General features: G+C 62.8%; 15 protein-coding genes. 1 reads left to right on the top strand and 14 read right to left on the bottom strand.

What is annotated here, in order from left to right:
• The 12 genes from hemA to IG169_RS16585 all read right to left on the bottom strand — a co-directional run.
• A partial coding sequence (hemA, locus tag IG169_RS16640) for a 5-aminolevulinate synthase (protein ID WP_193177365.1) occupies window positions 1-1,051 on the bottom strand: 1,051 nt, incomplete at its 3' end.
• A gap of 191 nt (window positions 1,052-1,242) precedes the next feature.
• Entirely contained in the window at window positions 1,243-2,076 is an 834-nt protein-coding gene (locus IG169_RS16635) for a TolB family protein (protein WP_193177366.1), read from the bottom strand.
• A complete protein-coding gene (locus tag IG169_RS16630) occupies window positions 2,076-3,686 on the bottom strand; it encodes a glycoside hydrolase family 43 protein (protein WP_193177364.1) in 1,611 nt (536 codons plus the stop codon). The genes IG169_RS16635 and IG169_RS16630 overlap by 1 nt, the downstream gene beginning before the upstream one ends.
• Window positions 3,683-4,732, bottom strand: a complete 1,050-nt coding sequence (gene mgrA / locus IG169_RS16625) for an L-glyceraldehyde 3-phosphate reductase (RefSeq protein ID WP_193177363.1) — start codon at window positions 4,730-4,732, stop codon at window positions 3,683-3,685. The genes IG169_RS16630 and mgrA overlap by 4 nt, the downstream gene beginning before the upstream one ends.
• A gap of 65 nt (window positions 4,733-4,797) precedes the next feature.
• Window positions 4,798-5,931, bottom strand: coding sequence for a Gfo/Idh/MocA family protein (locus tag IG169_RS16620; RefSeq protein WP_193177362.1), 1,134 nt, complete (start codon window positions 5,929-5,931; stop codon window positions 4,798-4,800).
• A gap of 11 nt (window positions 5,932-5,942) precedes the next feature.
• Complete coding sequence (locus IG169_RS16615; protein ID WP_193177361.1) at window positions 5,943-6,698, bottom strand: sugar phosphate isomerase/epimerase family protein; 756 nt, start codon at window positions 6,696-6,698, stop codon at window positions 5,943-5,945.
• A 21-nt stretch (window positions 6,699-6,719) separates the two neighbouring features.
• Window positions 6,720-7,409 (bottom strand): D-lyxose/D-mannose family sugar isomerase, encoded by a 690-nt coding sequence (locus IG169_RS16610; protein ID WP_193177360.1) that lies wholly within the window; start codon window positions 7,407-7,409, stop codon window positions 6,720-6,722.
• The gene (locus IG169_RS16605) at window positions 7,406-9,844 is read right to left on the bottom strand and encodes a beta-mannosidase (protein WP_193177359.1); all 2,439 of its coding nucleotides are present in this window, start codon (window positions 9,842-9,844) and stop codon (window positions 7,406-7,408) included. The genes IG169_RS16610 and IG169_RS16605 overlap by 4 nt, the downstream gene beginning before the upstream one ends.
• Before the next feature lie 15 nt (window positions 9,845-9,859).
• Entirely contained in the window at window positions 9,860-10,951 is a 1,092-nt protein-coding gene (locus IG169_RS16600; RefSeq protein WP_193177358.1) for an ABC transporter ATP-binding protein, read from the bottom strand.
• 6 nt (window positions 10,952-10,957) lie between these two features.
• Window positions 10,958-11,863 (bottom strand): carbohydrate ABC transporter permease, encoded by a 906-nt coding sequence (locus tag IG169_RS16595; protein ID WP_210326072.1) that lies wholly within the window; start codon window positions 11,861-11,863, stop codon window positions 10,958-10,960.
• 31 nt (window positions 11,864-11,894) lie between these two features.
• A complete protein-coding gene (locus IG169_RS16590) occupies window positions 11,895-12,788 on the bottom strand; it encodes a carbohydrate ABC transporter permease (protein WP_193177356.1) in 894 nt (297 codons plus the stop codon).
• Between the two features lie 101 nt (window positions 12,789-12,889).
• Window positions 12,890-14,131, bottom strand: coding sequence for an ABC transporter substrate-binding protein (locus tag IG169_RS16585; RefSeq protein ID WP_193177355.1), 1,242 nt, complete (start codon window positions 14,129-14,131; stop codon window positions 12,890-12,892).
• 308 nt (window positions 14,132-14,439) lie between these two features.
• Here IG169_RS16585 and IG169_RS16580 point away from each other — a divergent pair, with 308 nt between their 5' ends.
• Window positions 14,440-15,534: a LacI family transcriptional regulator gene (locus IG169_RS16580; RefSeq protein ID WP_193177354.1), complete on the top strand. Its 1,095-nt coding sequence runs from the start codon at window positions 14,440-14,442 to the stop codon at window positions 15,532-15,534.
• A 6-nt stretch (window positions 15,535-15,540) separates the two neighbouring features.
• On the opposite strand, the gene IG169_RS16575 is transcribed toward IG169_RS16580, so the two are convergent.
• On the bottom strand, window positions 15,541-16,128 hold the full coding sequence (locus IG169_RS16575) for an NAD(P)H-dependent oxidoreductase (protein ID WP_193177353.1): 588 nt from the start codon (window positions 16,126-16,128) through the stop codon (window positions 15,541-15,543).
• Window positions 16,128-16,709 carry an NAD(P)H-dependent oxidoreductase gene (locus IG169_RS16570; protein WP_193177352.1) on the bottom strand — a complete coding sequence of 194 codons (582 nt, stop codon included), beginning with the start codon at window positions 16,707-16,709 and terminating at the stop codon, window positions 16,128-16,130. The genes IG169_RS16575 and IG169_RS16570 overlap by 1 nt, the downstream gene beginning before the upstream one ends.
• Window position 16,710: the final 1 nt, after the last annotated feature.

Genomic DNA, 16,710 nt, shown 5'->3' with positions numbered 1-16,710 from the left:
GGTCGAGCAGGATGTCCGAGATCCACTTGCACTTCTTCGCGTCGCCCACCAGCACCGGAACGATGTGGCTCGGGTTCGGCATGTGCGGGATACCGCGCGCATCGAGCGCCGCGCGCACCCGGGCGACATTGGCCTGATGCATCTGGCGCTCGGCCTGGCTGTCTTTCAGGTGCCGGATCGAGGCCGTCGCGCCGGCGGCAAGCGACGGCGGCAGCGCGGTGGTAAAGATGAAGCCCGACGCAAACGAGCGCACGAAGTCGATCAGGTTGGACGAGCCGGTGATGTAGCCGCCCATCACGCCAAAGGCCTTGCCGAGCGTACCCTCGATCACGGTGAGCCGGTCCATCAGCCCCTCGCGTTCGGCGACGCCGCCGCCGCGCGGGCCGTACATGCCGACCGCATGCACCTCGTCGAGATAAGTCATCGCATTGTGCCTGTCGGCGACGTCGCAGATCTCCTTGATCGGCGCGATGTCGCCATCCATCGAATAGACGCTCTCGAAGGCGACCAGCTTCGGCGCCGCCGGGTCGTCCTGGCTCATCAGCCGGTCGAGGTCTTTCCAGTCATTGTGCCTGAACACCCGCTTCTCGCAGCGCGAGTGCCGGATGCCCTCGATCATCGAGGCGTGGTTCAAGGCGTCGGAATAGACGATGACGCCGGGGATCTTCGCGGCCAGCGTGCCGAGCGCCGCCCAGTTGGAGACATAGCCGGAGGTGAAGATCAGCGCAGCTTGCTTGCCGTGCAGATCGGCCAGCTCGCGCTCCAGCATGACATGGTAGTGGTTGGTGCCCGAAATATTGCGCGTGCCGCCCGCCCCGGTGCCGCATTTGTCGATCGCCGCATGCATGGCGGAAACGACCTTCTCGTTCTGGCCCATGCCGAGATAGTCGTTCGAGCACCACACCGTGACGTCCTGCGTCGACCCGTCTTCCCGGTAGCGCGTCGCCTTCGGGAACTGGCCCGCATGACGTTCCAGATCCGCAAATACCCGGTAATTGCCGTCATCGCGCAGCGACGAAAGACGATCGGCGAAGAACTCGTCAAAATGCATAGCGTTTTCCCTATATGTCGCGCCAAAATGCGGTACGGCTACCCATCCGTCAACCGGGATTCGTTTGTGCAGCGCACCCTTGGCGAATGATTGCCGCGGAAACCGTGCTATAAAATCGAACATTACAATTGGCTGACTGCGTGCATCAACTCCGGCCGCCAACAGGCTGAATCGACTCGACTGTTTTCGGATTATCCGGCCGTGCGCGCATAGCGCACGAAGGCGAAGCGGCCGGAATCCGGCGCCCAGCACGGCACGTTGATCGACCCCTGCCCGCCATACAGGCCGAGCAGAACCTCCGGCAGGCCGCCGCTTGCCGGCATCGCCCTGAGTTCGACGTCGTGGTCGCGCGGATGCCCTTCCACGCCGTTCTCATAGGCGAGATAGAGGATCGTCCGGCCATCGGGCGACGGATGCGGAAACCAGTTCACGCGCTCGTCGTCTGTCATCCGCTCGAGCGCACTTCCGTCCGGACGCATCCGCCAAAGCTGCATCCGGCCATCCTGCTTGCCGTTGAACCAGATCCATTCGCCATCGGGCGTGTAGTCCGGCCCGTCGCAATGCTCGAAGCCGGATGTCAGGCGAGTTTCCTCGCCGCCTGACGCCGGACAGACATAAATATCGAAACCGGCATCACGCTTGCCGACATAGGCGAGCATTGTCCCGTCCGGCGACCAGCCATGCCAGTAGGACGGCACATGCGCCGTTATCCGCATCGGCGCGCCGCCAGCAATCGGCAGCGTGTAGACGCAGCTTTTCCCCTCCTCGGTCGAATCGCTGATCGCCAGCGTCTTTCCGTCCGGCGAAATGCCGTGATCGTTGTTGAGCCTCGTCGCAAAACCGGTATCGATCTCGACGAGATTCGGCGAACCGTCGAGCGCGACGCGAAACAGCCTTCCGTCGCCATTGACGATCAGCGCCTGCCCGTCAGGCGTCCAGTTCGGCGCCTCGATCAGCCGCTCGGTTTGCAGCACCGTCTCGATCTGTCCGGTCGAAAGATCATGGATCGCAAGTTCGCTGCGCATCATTCACCCGGCACGTAATCGAACCGAGGGAACCGGGCTTCCCTGCCCTGCCCGGTGATGTCGAAAGCGAGCATGCCGACGAAGGCGCCGGTGAACGAGCCGTGCTCGCCGCGCCCGCCCTCATCGGAAATCACTGATGCGTCCAGCACGGGTCCGATCACGGTCCAGGCGCCGCCGCCCTGCCGCCAGAAAAACCGCTGCACGGCGTGGTCGACCTCCACCCGCATTTCGACCGGCCCCTCGCCCACGGCGACCGGTACGTCGAGCGGTTTCGTGAGCGCGCCATTCGGCCAGTCGCCATTGCACGACAGGATCACCAGCGCGCGCCCGATTCCTGGCTCGTGCGAGACCAGCAAGGCATGGAACTTGTGGCGATTGTAATAGGTCGTCAGCCCCGCCGCCTGCTGATAGGTGACGGGATCGAAAAAAACCTCCGTTTCGGCCGCATAGGCAAGGTGCTCCTGCCGGCGGGCGACGAGCGCCTGCTCGAACCAGCTGCCGGCACTCTCGCGCCCGGTCAGCGTCAGCGCGCCGTCGCCGATGCGGAAAATGCGGCCCGTGTCCGGCGTTCTGAGCCACTGGAACTCCTCGGGCAACGCCGCGCCGTCGAATGTCCGGCGCACCGGTTCCGGCGCGAATGGCTCGGCATCGGTCGGAGACGGCACCTCCACGCGCGGCAACAGCCCGCCCTCTTCGAGATAGAGCCAGTCGTCTTCGCCCCACACACAGCGCTCGATCCCGGTTTCGCGCCCGAGCGGGCAGAACCGGCCCGTGCCGTCAGGTCCGTATATCGGCCGACCCATCAGGAAGGTGTGGTAGATGTCGCCCCAATGCGTCTCGACATACTGGCCGTGGCCCGTCCGCTGGATCGGGTGATCCGGCGCATCGGCGGCGCAGATCAGGTGCTTGTCCGGATGGTCCTCGTAGGGACCTGTGATCGACCGAGACCGCGCCATGGTTACCGCATGGTTGTAGCCGGTGCCGCCTTCCGCCGTCGTCAGATAGTACCAGCCATGGCGCTTGAAGATATGCGGCGCCTCGGTCAGCCCGCGGTCGGTGCCGGGGTAGATATTGGTCACCGGACCCGTCAGGCCGTTCTCCGGATCCCATTGCTGCAGCAGGATGCCATCGAAGGAAGCGTGTTTCGGGTTGCCGCCGGTGCCCGGCCCGCGATGGTTCCACTGCATGTTCATGAACCACTTGCGCCCGTCATCGTCGTGGAACAGCGACGGGTCGAAGCCGGACGAATTGACATACCACGGATCGGACCATTCGCCGTCGATGGTCTCGCAGGTCGTGATGTAGTTCGGCGCGTCCTTGAAATTGCCGTCGTAGCGCTTGACGTCGGTATAAACGAGCCAGAATTTCCCGTCCGCATGCGACAAGCACGGTGCCCAGATGCCGCAACTGTCGGGGTTGCCGCGCATGTCGAGCAGCGCCTTGCGCGCGAGCGGCCGCGACACCAGCATCCAGTTCACGAGATCGCGCGAATGGTGGATCTGGACGCCCGGATACCACTCGAAGGTCGAGGTGGCGATGTAGTAGTCCTCGCCGACACAGCAGAAGGACGGGTCGGGATTGAAGCCGGGAAGGATCGGATTGCGGATCATCTCTGCGCCGCCCCCTTCTTCTGTTCGGCAGACTGCGCCCACAAATTGATGTTCTCCTCGTCGGCATATTTGTCGATTTCGGCGAGCTCCTCGGCCGTGAAATCGAGATTGCCGACGGCGCCGACGCAATCGATCACCTGGCTTGGCCGCGATGCGCCGATCAGCGCCGTGGTGATGCCGCCCTCGCGCAGCACCCACGCCAGCGCCATCTGGGCGAGCGACTGGCCCCGCCGTTTGGCGATGTCGTTGAGCTTGTTGATATGTTCGATCGCATCCTCGTTGAGGAATTCCTTCTTCAGCGACTTGCCCTGCGCGGCGCGGCTGTCTTCGGGAATGCCCTTCAGATATTTGTTGGTCAGCATACCCTGCGCGAGCGGCGTAAACGCGATGGAACCGATGCCGAGTTCCTTCAGCGTGTCCTTCAACCCGTCGCGCTCCACCCAGCGATTGAGCATGTTGTATGACGGCTGGTGGATCAGGCACGGCGTGCCGAGGTCGTTGAGGATTTTCACCGCCTCGCGCGTGCGCTCCGAATTATAGGACGAGATGCCGGCATAAAGCGCCTTGCCCGAACGCACGATCTGGTCGAGCGCGCCCATCGTCTCCTCCAGCGGCGTATCCGGATCGAAGCGGTGCGAATAGAAGATATCGACATAGTCGAGGCCGAGGCGCTTCAGCGACTGGTCGCAGGACGAGATCAGGTATTTGCGGCTGCCCCACTCGCCGTAAGGCCCGGGCCACATCATGTAGCCGGCCTTCGACGACACGATGATCTCGTCGCGATAGCCTCTCAGGTCGGTGCGCAGGATTTCGCCGAAGGCTTCCTCCGCGCTGCCCGCCGGCGGACCGTAATTGTTGGCGAGATCGAAATGCGTGATGCCGTGGTCGAATGCCGCCTGGACGATCGCGCGCTTGGTGTCGTGCGGCGTGTCGTAGCCGAAATTGTGCCACAGGCCGAGAGAGATCGCCGGCAGATCGAGCCCGGACTTCCCGCAACGGCGATAGACCATCTTCTCGTAGCGGCTTTCTGCAGGCACATAGGTCATGGCTTACCCTTTCATTCGTATCGATATGAGGCCGGCGCGCCGGCGAATTGCACGCTGGCCAACAGTCAGCCCATCAGCTTGCGGGCCGCGTCGGGCGACAAGGCCGCCGGACGCTCGCAACTCGTCATCAGTTCGACGAAGGTGCCGGTCTCGCCCGACTTCAGGATCGACGTCATCACGTCGACGGCATGGATCGCCAGTTCCAGCGAGCAGCGGTGCGGCCTCTCCTCGACGATGGCCTGCGCCATGTCGGCAAGTCCCGCCGTGCGGTAATTGGCCCTGGCTCCGGCCGGATGTTCCTGGTTGGCCACGCCGAACGGATGATCCCATTCCGGCAGCGGCGCGATCTTGCCGTCGCGGCCCGCATGTTCGACCGTCCCGCCGAAGAAGTTCGGATCGGGCACGAACAGCGAACCTTCCCTGCCGTAGAGCTCCATGTTGGCATGGCGGTGCGCCCACACGTCCCAGCTTGCCGACAGCGTGATCGTCGCGCCGTTCTCGAAGTCCAGCAGCGCGTGGATGTTGGTCGGCGTCTTGACCGGAATCACCTCGCCCTTGCGCGGCCCCTCGGTCGAAATCGTGCGGGTCGACGTCGCCGAGGAGGTCAGCGACGCGACCCGCTTCACCGGCCCGATCAGCTGGATCAGGTTGGTGATATAATACGGCCCGACATCGAGCACCGGACCTGCACCGGGCAGGAAGAAGAAGTCGGGATTGGGATGCCAGTGCTCCATGCCGTGCGACATGACGTGGCAGGTCCCTGCGACGACGTCGCCGATCAGCCCCTCGTCGATCCTGGCGCGGGCCAGCTGGTGCGCACCGCCGAGGAAAGTGTCCGGGGCCGATCCGACGCGCAGCCCCCTACCGTCCGCCAGACCGCGCAACTGTTCGCCTTCGGCCAGCGAAAGAACGAGCGGCTTTTCCGAATAGGCGTGCTTGCCCGCCTCCAGGATCGCCTTGGTCACCATGAAATGCGCATCCGGGATTGTCAGGTTCACGACAACGTCGATGTCTCTGGACGCCAGAAGGTCCTCGACGCTCGTCGCGCGGACACCGAATTCATCGGCCCGCGCCCTGGCCGCGTCCATGTTGACGTCGGCGACCGCGCGCATTTCCAGCGCCTTGAACAGCGGGCCGAGCCGCAGATAGGCGGCCGAGATGTTGCCGCATCCGATGATGCCGACACCGAGCTTGTTCATGTTTCCAATCCTCAGAGAGTGCGTGCGGTTTCGATCGACCGGCGGGCGAAGCGGGCATGGTCGTTCGGATTGTCGTGCTCCATCACGAACCAGCGCGCCGTGGTGTCGCGCAGCGCCGCCATGATCCCGATCCAGTCCATGACGCCGTGGCCGACATCGGCCCAGCCGTCCTCGTCGGCGCATTCGCCCTCGGGCGCGATGTCCTTGATATGGGCCGCGGCGATCCGCTTCGAATATCTTTCGATCCAGGCGATCGGATCCTGGCCGCCCTTCACGGCCCAGGCCACGTCGAACTCCAGCGCCAGCTTCGGATCGCCCGCCATGATCAGGTCGAGCGGCATTTCACCGGTTTCGGTTTCGACGAATTCGAAGGCATGGTTGTGCCAGCCGAAGATGAGCCCGGCCTTCCGGTACGGTTCGGCCGCCGCCGCGAGCTGCTCGCCGAGCGCGCGCCAGCCGGCCGCGTCCTTTTTGCGCTCCTCCGCCGGTACCGCCGGCACGAAAACCGCCTCGATGCCGAGCGCCCCGGCGATATCGAGCACGCGGTCGGGCTGGTTTTGCACCATGTCGAGACCGAAATGGCCGGTCGGCATGGACAGGCCGTTACCGGCGAGGTCCGCCTTCAGTTCGTCGACCGCATCGAGATCGGCGAACAGTCCGCCATAGCCTTCGACCTGTGTGTATCCGAGCGACCCGAGCATTTTCAGCGTCTCCGAAAGCGGCGGGAAATTGCGTGAACTGTAGAGCTGATAGGAAAACTCGGTCATGGATACATCCTCGAAATGGGCTCAGCGGAGCCAGGTGTCGTAGTCGGAAACAAGCAGGTGCAGCGGGTCGGTGTCTTCCTCGACCTGCGAGAACCGCCCGATCGGATCGCGGAAGATGTTGTCGGTGAGATCGTCGTTGACGTTGGAGACCTCGCCGATCAGCACCTTGCCGCCCTCGCCCCAGAAGGCGTGCCAGCAGTCGGGCTCCAGCGTCACGCTCTCGCCGGGCGCGAGCTTCAGGAGGCCGCCCGCCGGAAGGCTGCGCCGGGTGCCATCGGTCAGCACATTCACCTCGGCGTTCTGGTCGATCGAGCCGTCCGGATTGGCCTTGAACAGCTCCAGCACCAGCGTGCCGCCACCCTTGTTGATGATGTCCTCGGTCTTGAGATTGTGCCGGTGCATCGGCGAAATCTGGTTTTCGCCCGAGATCATGATCTTCTCGGCATAGAGCATGCCCCTGCCCTTCTCGACATTGGCGTTGTTGCCGTTGCGCACCGTGAACAGGAACAGGCCCAGCTCCTCGAACTTGCCCTGGCCATAATCGGTGATGTCCCAGCCGAGCCGGTGGTCGCGGATGCGCGCGCTGTCGGTTTCCGTATGCCGCTTCAGTTCGGCCGGAGGCCAATAGGCAAAGGGCGGCATGATGTAGCCGAAGGAGCGGATGAAGGCGTCGCTTTCGCGGATGATGTCGTTGATGACAGAGCGTTTCATGATGGACCGTATGTTGCTGAGTGGAGATCGCGGATGACGAAAGACGGCGTGGAATCGCGGTCCCTCGGCGTGAAGGTGATTTCCGTATCGTGTCCGGGAAACAGCGTGAAGGCATTGTCAGAAAAACGGCCCGCGATATCCGCCTCGACGGCAACGAAAAAGGCCGGTTTTTCCGCGCTCAGCCTGAGCCGCCATATCGACCCGTCCTCGCGCGCCGCGACCGTGACCTGCGGCGCAAGCAGGTCGTAGGCCTTGAACGGCTTCGGCGTGAAGATGTCGCCGCCGGCGCTGCCGTCGGAGGCAATCCAGCGCCAGGCGAGAAATTCGCCATCGCCAACCGCATCGGTGCCGATATCGAGCAGGCGCGCCGCTGCGTCGGGAGACACGTCGCCCCTGACCGCGCCGAGGCTGCGGACCTCGCCCGTCATCTTCGCGGCGAAGACCTCCAGATCGATCGAAACGCCCGTCAGCGTGTCGTTCACGCCCTTGAAGGCGAAACCGCCCTCCTCCGGCACAACGCTGACGATCACCGGCGCGAAGAAACCGCGCGCCATGTGATGCATCAGCTTCCAGCCGCCGCCGTAATCCAGCGACGACCAGCTGGCCACCGGCCATGTATCGTTCAACTGCCAGTAGAGGGTGCCCATGCAATGCGGTTTCAGGCTGCGCCAATGCGTGACGGCGGTCTTGATCGCCAGTCCCTGCTGGACCTGCGACAGGTAAACGAAATTCCCGAAATCCGTCGGAAAGCGGAAATAGCGGAACATCGTTTCGGCGATGCGCGCATTGCCGCCGGCATTCTTCTGGTGGCTTTCGAGCACCGGCGCGGCGATATTGAAGTCCTTCGGTTCTGCGAAGGTCCGGATCGTTTGCATCGACGGATAGGACTGGAAGCCGAACTCGGAGCAGAAACGCGGCGAGACGTCCCGGTAATGCTCGAAATCGCGGCCCTCGTGCCAGACTGACCAGAAATGCATGTCGCCCGAACTGTCGTCATGCCAGGCATCGCCGAATTTCAGATAGCCTGGCGATGGCGACGACGGCCACCAGTTCGCCTCCGGCGCGGTTTCCTTCAATGCGCCTTCGATCGTGCGGTTCAACCGGTCATAGGCGACGAGATAGCGGTCGCGATTGTTACGGCTTTCCTCGAACCACGTCAGCGCGCCGATCAGTTCGTTGTCGCCGCACCACAGCGCGATGCAGGCATGATAATCGATCCGCGCAACGACTTCGCGCACCTCCCGGTCGATTTCGGCCAGGAATTCCGGCGTCGACGGATAGAGATGGCAGGCGAACATGAAGTCCTGCCAGACCATCAGGCCGAGCTCGTCGCACAGGTCGTAGAACCAGTCCGGCTCGTAGCGCCCGCCGCCCCAGACCCGCAGCATGTTCAAGTTCGCGTCGACGGCCGATTGCAGCAGGTCCCGCGTCTTTTCCGGCGTGACCCGGCCGGGCAGCGCATCCGCCGGGATCCAGTTGGCGCCACGCGCAAAGACATCGCGCCCGTTGACGCGGAATTTGAATCCGCCATCCTCTTCGACCATGAGGTCGAGGGAGCGCAACCCGATGCGCCTGCGAAGGACCTGTTCGCCGAAACGCACCTCGAGATCGTGCAGGGTCTGTTCGCCGAGACCGGCCGGCCACCACAATTCCGGATTGTCGACAACGATTTCGGCATGCGCCTCGCCATTTCGCACCGGCACTTCGACAAGCGACCCGCCGAACAGGAATTCGATTCCCTTTTCAGCCGACTCGCCTTCGATCTTCGCAATCAGGTTGAGCGTAACCTTCGAACCGTCATGCCGCTGCCGCACCTGAATATCGGCAAGCCGCCCGGCGCGTTTTGGCTCGAGGCGGATGTCGCCATGCACGCCGAGCGGCGCGAGCGCGATGTTCCAGTCCCAGCCGAAATCGCATTGCGGCTTGCGCAGCATGTTGCCGTTCGGAATCGGGCAGTTGTCCTTGTTCCACGGCACATGGAACGGCTGGGCCGCCTGCAGTCGCGCGCCCTCGGCGATACTCGACCGGATGACGATCTCGATCCGGTTCGTCCCGGCAATGGCGGCCGGCGACAGGTCCGCGCGCCAGGTCCGGAAGCTGTTTGCGCCCTGCAGCACGGATTGATCGTTGACCCGGACTTCGGCGATCGTATCGAGCCCGGAGACCACCAGTTCGACGTCAGGGTCGTCGAGCGTGAATTCCCGCGTCAGGACCCAGTCGCGCTCCGCCACCCAGCGCACGTCGTATTCGTTGCGCCCGAAATAGGGATCGCGAATGAGGCCCGCCGCAAACAGCGCCGAATGCACGTCCCCCGGCAGCGCGATCTCAGCCGCGTGGCCGCCCTCGCTGTCGGCGAGCGACCATGTTCCGGCGAGATCGAACGCGCCGGTTGGAGTCGCGAAGGACTTTGCCGCAGATGTTTGCAGGACGTTCATGGGAGATCGTGTGCCTTATAAGCGGATTTCTGTTTCCTGGTCGAAGATCGAGGCCATCGACAGGTTGAAGCCGATCCGCACCTTGTCCCCGCGGCGGAAGCGCTGGGAGGAATCGACGCGCGCCGACAGTGTATGGCCGCCGAGCGACACCCATACCAGGCTGTCGGCCCCCATCGGCTCCTCCAGATCGACCGTGGCCGGATAGAGCGCCGTTTCCGGAACATCGCCCTCGTGATGGATCTCGACATGTTCCGGCCGCACGCCGAATATGGCGGCTTGCTTGGGAGCGAGTTCGGTTTCGGCGACATACCCCGCAAGCGGGACTTCATGCTCGCCCAGCCGGAACGAAAAACCGTTCCCCTTCGCCATGACCTCGCCATCGAGGAAGCTCATGGGCGGCGAGCCGATGAAGCCCGCGACGAACAGGTTGCGCGGCCGGTTGTAGATCGTATGCGGTTCGTCGAGCTGCTGGATGACCCCGCCCTTCATCACCGCGATCCGGTCCGCCAGCGTCAGCGCCTCGATCTGGTCATGCGTGACATAGATCATCGTGTTGGTCAGCTTCTGGTGCAGCCGCTTGATCTCGACGCGCAGCTCCGAGCGCAGCTTGGCGTCGAGGTTCGACAGCGGCTCGTCGAACAGGAACACGTCGACATCGCGCACCAGCGCACGGCCGATTGCCACGCGCTGGCGCTGGCCGCCCGACAGTTGCGCCGGCTTGCGGGCGAGCAGCGGCTCGATCTGCAGGATTTTCGCGGCCCGCTCGATGCGTTCCCTGATCTGGTCGCGCGGCATGCCCTGGTTCTTCAGGCCGAAGCTCAGATTGCCCTCCACCGTCATCTGCGGATAGAGCGCGTAGGACTGGAACACCATGCCGATGCCGCGGTCCTTCGGCTCCTGCCAGGTCACGTTGCGTTCCTTGATGATGATCTGCCCGTCGCTGACGTCGAGAAGGCCGGCGATACAATTGAGCAAGGTCGATTTCCCGCAGCCGGACGGTCCGAGCAGGACGAGGAATTCCCCCTCCATGACATCAAGATTGAGTTTTTCCAGGACGCGGACAGCCCCGAAATTCAGGCTCACGTCGCGGATGGATACGCTTTCCATGGATAATCAGCCTTTCACGGCGCCAGCAGCGATGCCACGGACGAAGAGTTTTCCGGAAATGAAATAGATGACGAGTGGAACCAGCCCGGTCAGCAGCGTTGCGGCCATGTTCACGTTGTACTCTTTCACGCCCTGGACGGAATTGACGATGTTGTTGAGCTGCACGGTCATCGGGTAGAGGTCCGGTTTGGTGTAGATCACGCCGAACAGGAAGTCGTTCCAGATGCCGGTCACCTGCAGGATGATCGCCACGACGAAGATCGGCAGGCTCATCGGCAGCATGATCCGGAAATAGATCCCCCAGAACCCCGCCCCGTCGACGCGCGCCGCCTTGAACAGTTCCTCCGGCAACGAGGTGAAGTAGTTGCGGAAAAGAAGCGTCAGGATCGGCATGCCGAAGATCGTGTGCACCAGCACCAGCCCCCACAGCGTCCCGTAAAGACCGATTTCGCGCAGGATGATGACGATCGGATACAGCATCACCTGATAGGGAATGAACGCCCCGAAAATCAGGATCGTGAAGAAGATGTCGGCGCCGCGGAACCGCCAGTTGGCAAGCGCGTAGCCGTTGACCGAGGCGACCGCGATCGACAGGAACACCGAGGGAACCGTGATCCGCACCGAATTCCAGAATCCGCGGCTGAGGCCGTCGCAGTTGAGCCCGGTGCAGGCTTCCGCCCAGGCTTTCACCCATGGCTCGAAGGTGATCTCCACCGGCGGCGAGAAGATATTGCCCAGCCGGATCTCAGGCATGCCCTTCAGCGACGTCACGATCATCACGTAGAGCGGCAGCAGATAGTAGACCGCGACGACGAAGAGCGTGCCGTAGATGAAGATGTTGCGGCGCGAGAAGCGGCGGCGCGGCCTGGGCCCGCTCGGCCCTCCGTCAACACGATTCCGGACGGGATCCATGCCTGCCACGGCAATACTGATGGTAGCGGGATTAGACACGTTTCTTGCCCCCGAATTCGAGATAGGCCCAGGGGATCAGGACGATCAGCACCGACAGCAGCATCATCGTCGAGCCGGCGAAGCCCTGGGCGAGGTTCTGGCCGAGAAACATCTTGTCGTAGACATATTTCGCCGGCACTTCGGAGGCGATGCCCGGTCCGCCGCTCGTCTGGGCGACGACGAGGTCGTAGACGCGTACGATGCCCGAGGCGATGATGACCAGCGTCGTGATGAACACCGGCCGCATCATCGGAATGATGATGAAGAGATAGGTCTTCCAGACCGGGATGCCGTCGACGCGCGCCGCCTTCCACACGTCCTCGTCGATGCCGCGCAGACCAGCCAGCATCAGGCACATGATGAGCCCGGTTCCCTGCCACAGGCCGGCAATCAGGATTCCATAGATGACGATGTTCGGGTTGTAGAGCGGATCGAAGGAGAAGCTCTCCCATCCCAGCTCGCGGATCACGCTCTGAACGCCGAAATCCGGATTGAGTATCCACTGCCACACCAGCCCGGTGACGATGAAGCTGAGCGCAAACGGAAAAAGAAAGATGGAGCGGAACGTGTTTTCGAACCGGATCTTCTGATCGAGCAGCGCGGCGAGCATGAACCCGATGACCAGCGAAAAGATCAGCGAACACACGCCGTAGATCATCAAATTCTCGATGGAGATCAGCCAGCGGCTGGTCGACCAGAGCCGTTCATACTGGTCCAGTCCAACCCATTTCACCCGTGGCAGCAGTTTGGAGTTCGTGAACGAATAGACGACGGTCCAGATCGTACCGCCAGCAAATATCACGACCGCGGTTACGATCATCGGAATCGCGGCGATCTTCGCGTTCAGATTCCGGAACAGTTGTACGGGGCGCGGATATTGCGCCATTGTCACCCCCTACCGGCAGACCGGCTGGCTCAAAGTGTCGAAGATGCCGCCGACCTGCGAGATCGCAGGCCGACGGCGGGCATTGCATGCCCGGGAGGAGATCAGTCGGCGTTCGCGATGATTTCCGCGTAACGCTTCTGTGCATCTTCGGCGCTCATCGAGTCGCTCGACCAGAACTCGGTCATCAGATCCTCGATCTGACCGGAAGTGTCCGGGCTGAGGAGCTGGTTGGTAGACGGAGCGATCTTGCCTTCCTTGAGCAGGGCGATACCCTTTTTCATGCAGGCATTGGCCTGCGCCAGGTCGACGTCGGTGCGAATCGGCATCGATCCCTTCTTCAGGTTGAACGCGACCTGCGCCTCCTTGGAGAACATCACCGAGGCCAGCCGCAACTGGGCCGCCGACTTGTCGGGATCGTCAAGTTTCGGGAAGTAGAACGCGTCGCCGTCCGTGGACACGATCGGGTTCGTGCCGAGGCCCGGCAGGCAGTCGTAGTCGACGCCGGCGACCTTGCCGGCCACAGCGAATTCGCCCTGGGCCCAGTCGCCCATGATCTGGCCGGCGGCCTTGCCGGTGATGACCATGCTGGTTGCCTGGTTCCAGTCCTGAACGTTCGAACCCTGGCGCAAATCGCGGGCGTCAGCCGCGGCCTTGAACAAGCGTGCATAAGCCGGACCGGCCGCCACCTCGGCATCCTTGTCGCGGTTGACGGCAAGGAAGTTATCGACACCGGTCAGCGCGATCGCCATCACATTGAAAGCGCCGGAGGACTGCCAGGGCTGGTTGCCCATGGCGAGAGGGATGATACCCTTTTCGCGCAGCGCCGGAGCGGTCGAAACGAATTCTTCCCAATTGGTCGGCACGGCCAAGCCGTTGTCTTCGTAGACGTGACGGTTCAGCCACAGCCACTGCCAGGAGTGGATATTAACCGGCACGCAATAGACCTTGCCGTCCAGTGTGCAGGAATCGAGCAGCTTCGGATCGCCGATCGCATCGCGCCAGCCTTCCTTGTCCGCGAGATCGGTAAGATCGCGCATCAACCCGGCCTGGACCAGTTCCTCCGCCTGGCGGCCATGGTTGAATTGCGTGGCGCCCATCGGATCACCGCCGGTGATCCGGCTGATCATGATCGGACGCGCGACACCGCCGGACCCGGCAATGGCGCCGTCGACCCAGTGGTCGCCGGCTCCGTCATTATCGAACGCCTTGGCGAATTCGGCGACCGCGGCGGCTTCACCGCCCGAAGTCCACCAGTGGGTGACCTCGAGATCGGTCGCCTGGGCGCCGGTGATCGGCAGGACGGCGGACGCCGCCAGTGCCGCAATCATTGTACGAAGACGCATGTATTCCTCCCTGGAAACTTTAACGTTGCAGTGAAACTGTATGGCAAGGCAATTTGTCGCGCAACAGGTTCGGAAAAAATAATTCGAGCTGTGAAGAAAATCGGACAGACATCGAAAATTGAGCAATTAACGTATAAAATTCAGCGAGTTATAGAACCTCGATCAAGCGCGCATCAATCTGCACTTCGGCACCGCAAAATGAATTGCCGCAACGCAAAATACTTTAACGTTTGCGGAAAAAGCGTCGCACTGGTTGAAACCCTCATCCCCGCCAGCCTATATTCCGGCGGCATTCAGGGGCCGGGAACATGACAAAAAGAAAAAGAACTGATCGGCCGGACACGACGGTCCCGACTGCCGGGCCTCCGACCCTGAAAACCATCGCCTACATGACAGGTTATTCGGTGACGGCGGTTTCGCGCGCGCTCAAGGACGCGCCCGATATCGGCATGGAGACCAAGCAGCGCGTCCGTCTCGTCGCCCAGCAGATCGGTTACCGGCCCAACCGTGCCGGCGTGCGCCTGCGCACCGGCAAGACCAATGTCATCAGCCTCGTTCTCAACACCGAGGAAGAGGTCATGGGCCTGACGTCGCAGATGGTCTACGGCATTTCCGAGGTGCTGCGCGATACGCCATACCATCTCGTCGTGACGCCTTATGCGCACCAGAACGATCCCATGGAGCCGGTGCGATACATCGTCGAAACCGGTTCCGCCGACGGGATCATCCTGTCACGCACGGAATTGCAGGACCGGCGCGTGCGCTACCTGACCGAAAACGGCATGCCCTTCGCAACCCATGGGCGCACCGAGATGGGCATCGAGCATCCGTGGCACGATTTCGATAACGAACGCTTTGCCTATGACGCAGTGAAACGTCTCGCCGAACGCGGGGCCAGACGCCTCGCCCTGATCGCTCCGCCCGACATCCTGACCTATTCGCGCCACATGAAGGCCGGGTTCACGACGGGACTGCGCGAATGCGGCCTGCGCCGGGTTCCGCTTGACACGATCACCGTCGACGACAATCTCGATACGATCCAGGCCGGCGTCTTCGAGGTCATGCAGTCGCCGGATCGCCCGGACGGCATCGTCTGCGGCAGCGGTGGCGCGGCGATCGCGGCGGTCGCAGGGATCGAGCAGGCCGGGCTGCGCGTCGGCCGTGACGTTCTGATCGTCTCCAAGCAGCACACCAATATCCTCAGGCGCTTCCGCGAGGATATCGAGGTCATCAACGAGGACGTGCGCCTCGGCGGGCGCGATCTGGCGACCTGCGTCATCCGCTCGATTCAGGGCGTTCCGCCAACGGAGCTGCAGTTTCTGTCATATCCGGACGGGGACGGCGGCAAAACGCCGCCGATCGAAAACCGTGCCGAAGAGACGAAACCGCCCGTGGCGGTCTGACCGGCGTCAGAACCGGCGCATCTCACGCTCGACCCTGCCGAGAAACGCGGCTCGTGATTGTGGCGTCGACACATCCATCAGATAGTGGGCGAGAAAGACCGTCTTGCAGCGCCTGGCGAACAGCGCCCGCATGCCGCGCATGATCGTGCGCTTGCCGGGATGACCGACGAGATAGGACCACCAGCGCGGCGCGCCGCAGGTGGTCACGACCCCGAGCTTGCGAATATGCGTCATCAGCGGCCGGATCCGCTTGGTGTCGGGCGCAATCGAGAACGTGATTTCCGGCGTCCAGACCCGGTCGAGCCACCCCTTCAGCATCGCCGGCAAGCCATACCACCAGGTCGGATAAACGAACACCAGCCCCTCCGCCCAGGCCAGGTGCGCCGCATGGTCGGGCACCGGATGCTGATGGCTTTTCATGTCGTTATAGGTGCGCCGCTCCTCGCAGCCCATGACAGGATCGAACTTCTCGGCATAGAGATCGATCAGCCGCGTCTCGTTTCCCCCCTCGGCCAGCCCCTTCATCACCGTGTCGCGCAGTGCCGTACCGTAACTTTCGGGCACAGGATGGCAGAAAATGACAAGGATGCGCATCAGAAGGCATCCATCGCCTGCTCGACACGCCCGATGAACCGTTTGCGCGTCGTGTCGGTCGAGCGGTTCATGTCGTAATGCGCGAGATACTTGAACGGCGCGCCTGGCTTGACGATCACCCGCAGCACCCGGTTGACCGCCTTGCGCGGCGGGTCACCGACGAGGAAAGCGCGGGTGCGCGTACCGCCATAGGTCGTGACGACGTTGACCTTGCGGATGTTGTGCAGGCACGGGGTCGCCTTGCCGTCGACCATCTTGAACGACACGCCGGGCAGAAACACGCGGTCGAAGAAGCCCTTCAGCATTGCCGGGTAGCCGAAGTTCCAGACCGGATAGCTCATCACCAGCGCTTCCGCCGCACGCAGCCGCTCGACATAGACCCTCACCGGCTCGATGTTCGGCCCGATATCGTGATAGTTCAGCCGCTCATCGCGGGTCAGGCGCGGATCGAAACCTTCGGCATAGAGATCGCAATCGTCCACCTTGTGGCCGTTGGCCGTCAGGCGCTCGACGATCAGGCGATGCAGGGACCCGTTATAGCTTTCGGCGACCGGATGCGCGTGAAGCACGAGGATGCGCATG

It is taken from the genome of Oricola nitratireducens (assembly GCF_014904745.1).
Classification (GTDB): Bacteria; Pseudomonadota; Alphaproteobacteria; order Rhizobiales; family Rhizobiaceae; genus Oricola; species Oricola nitratireducens.
This window is presented reverse-complemented; position numbering and strand designations above follow the sequence as displayed.

Bases quoted from the DNA above. Each gene is read 5' to 3' on its own strand.
- IG169_RS16635 (WP_193177366.1), bottom strand. From the start codon at position 2,076: ATGCGCAGCGAACTTGCGATCCATGATCTTTCGACCGGACAGATCGAG.
- IG169_RS16630 (WP_193177364.1), bottom strand. From the start codon at position 3,686: ATGATCCGCAATCCGATCCTTCCCGGCTTCAATCCCGACCCGTCCTTC.
- mgrA (WP_193177363.1), bottom strand. From the start codon at position 4,732: ATGACCTATGTGCCTGCAGAAAGCCGCTACGAGAAGATGGTCTATCGC.
- IG169_RS16620 (WP_193177362.1), bottom strand. From the start codon at position 5,931: ATGAACAAGCTCGGTGTCGGCATCATCGGATGCGGCAACATCTCGGCC.
- IG169_RS16615 (WP_193177361.1), bottom strand. From the start codon at position 6,698: ATGACCGAGTTTTCCTATCAGCTCTACAGTTCACGCAATTTCCCGCCG.
- IG169_RS16610 (WP_193177360.1), bottom strand. From the start codon at position 7,409: ATGAAACGCTCTGTCATCAACGACATCATCCGCGAAAGCGACGCCTTC.
- IG169_RS16605 (WP_193177359.1), bottom strand. From the start codon at position 9,844: ATGAACGTCCTGCAAACATCTGCGGCAAAGTCCTTCGCGACTCCAACC.
- IG169_RS16600 (WP_193177358.1), bottom strand. From the start codon at position 10,951: ATGGAAAGCGTATCCATCCGCGACGTGAGCCTGAATTTCGGGGCTGTC.
- IG169_RS16595 (WP_210326072.1), bottom strand. From the start codon at position 11,863: ATGGATCCCGTCCGGAATCGTGTTGACGGAGGGCCGAGCGGGCCCAGG.
- IG169_RS16590 (WP_193177356.1), bottom strand. From the start codon at position 12,788: ATGGCGCAATATCCGCGCCCCGTACAACTGTTCCGGAATCTGAACGCG.
- IG169_RS16585 (WP_193177355.1), bottom strand. From the start codon at position 14,131: ATGCGTCTTCGTACAATGATTGCGGCACTGGCGGCGTCCGCCGTCCTG.
- IG169_RS16580 (WP_193177354.1), top strand. From the start codon at position 14,440: ATGACAAAAAGAAAAAGAACTGATCGGCCGGACACGACGGTCCCGACT.
- IG169_RS16575 (WP_193177353.1), bottom strand. From the start codon at position 16,128: ATGCGCATCCTTGTCATTTTCTGCCATCCTGTGCCCGAAAGTTACGGT.
- IG169_RS16570 (WP_193177352.1), bottom strand. From the start codon at position 16,709: ATGCGCATCCTCGTGCTTCACGCGCATCCGGTCGCCGAAAGCTATAAC.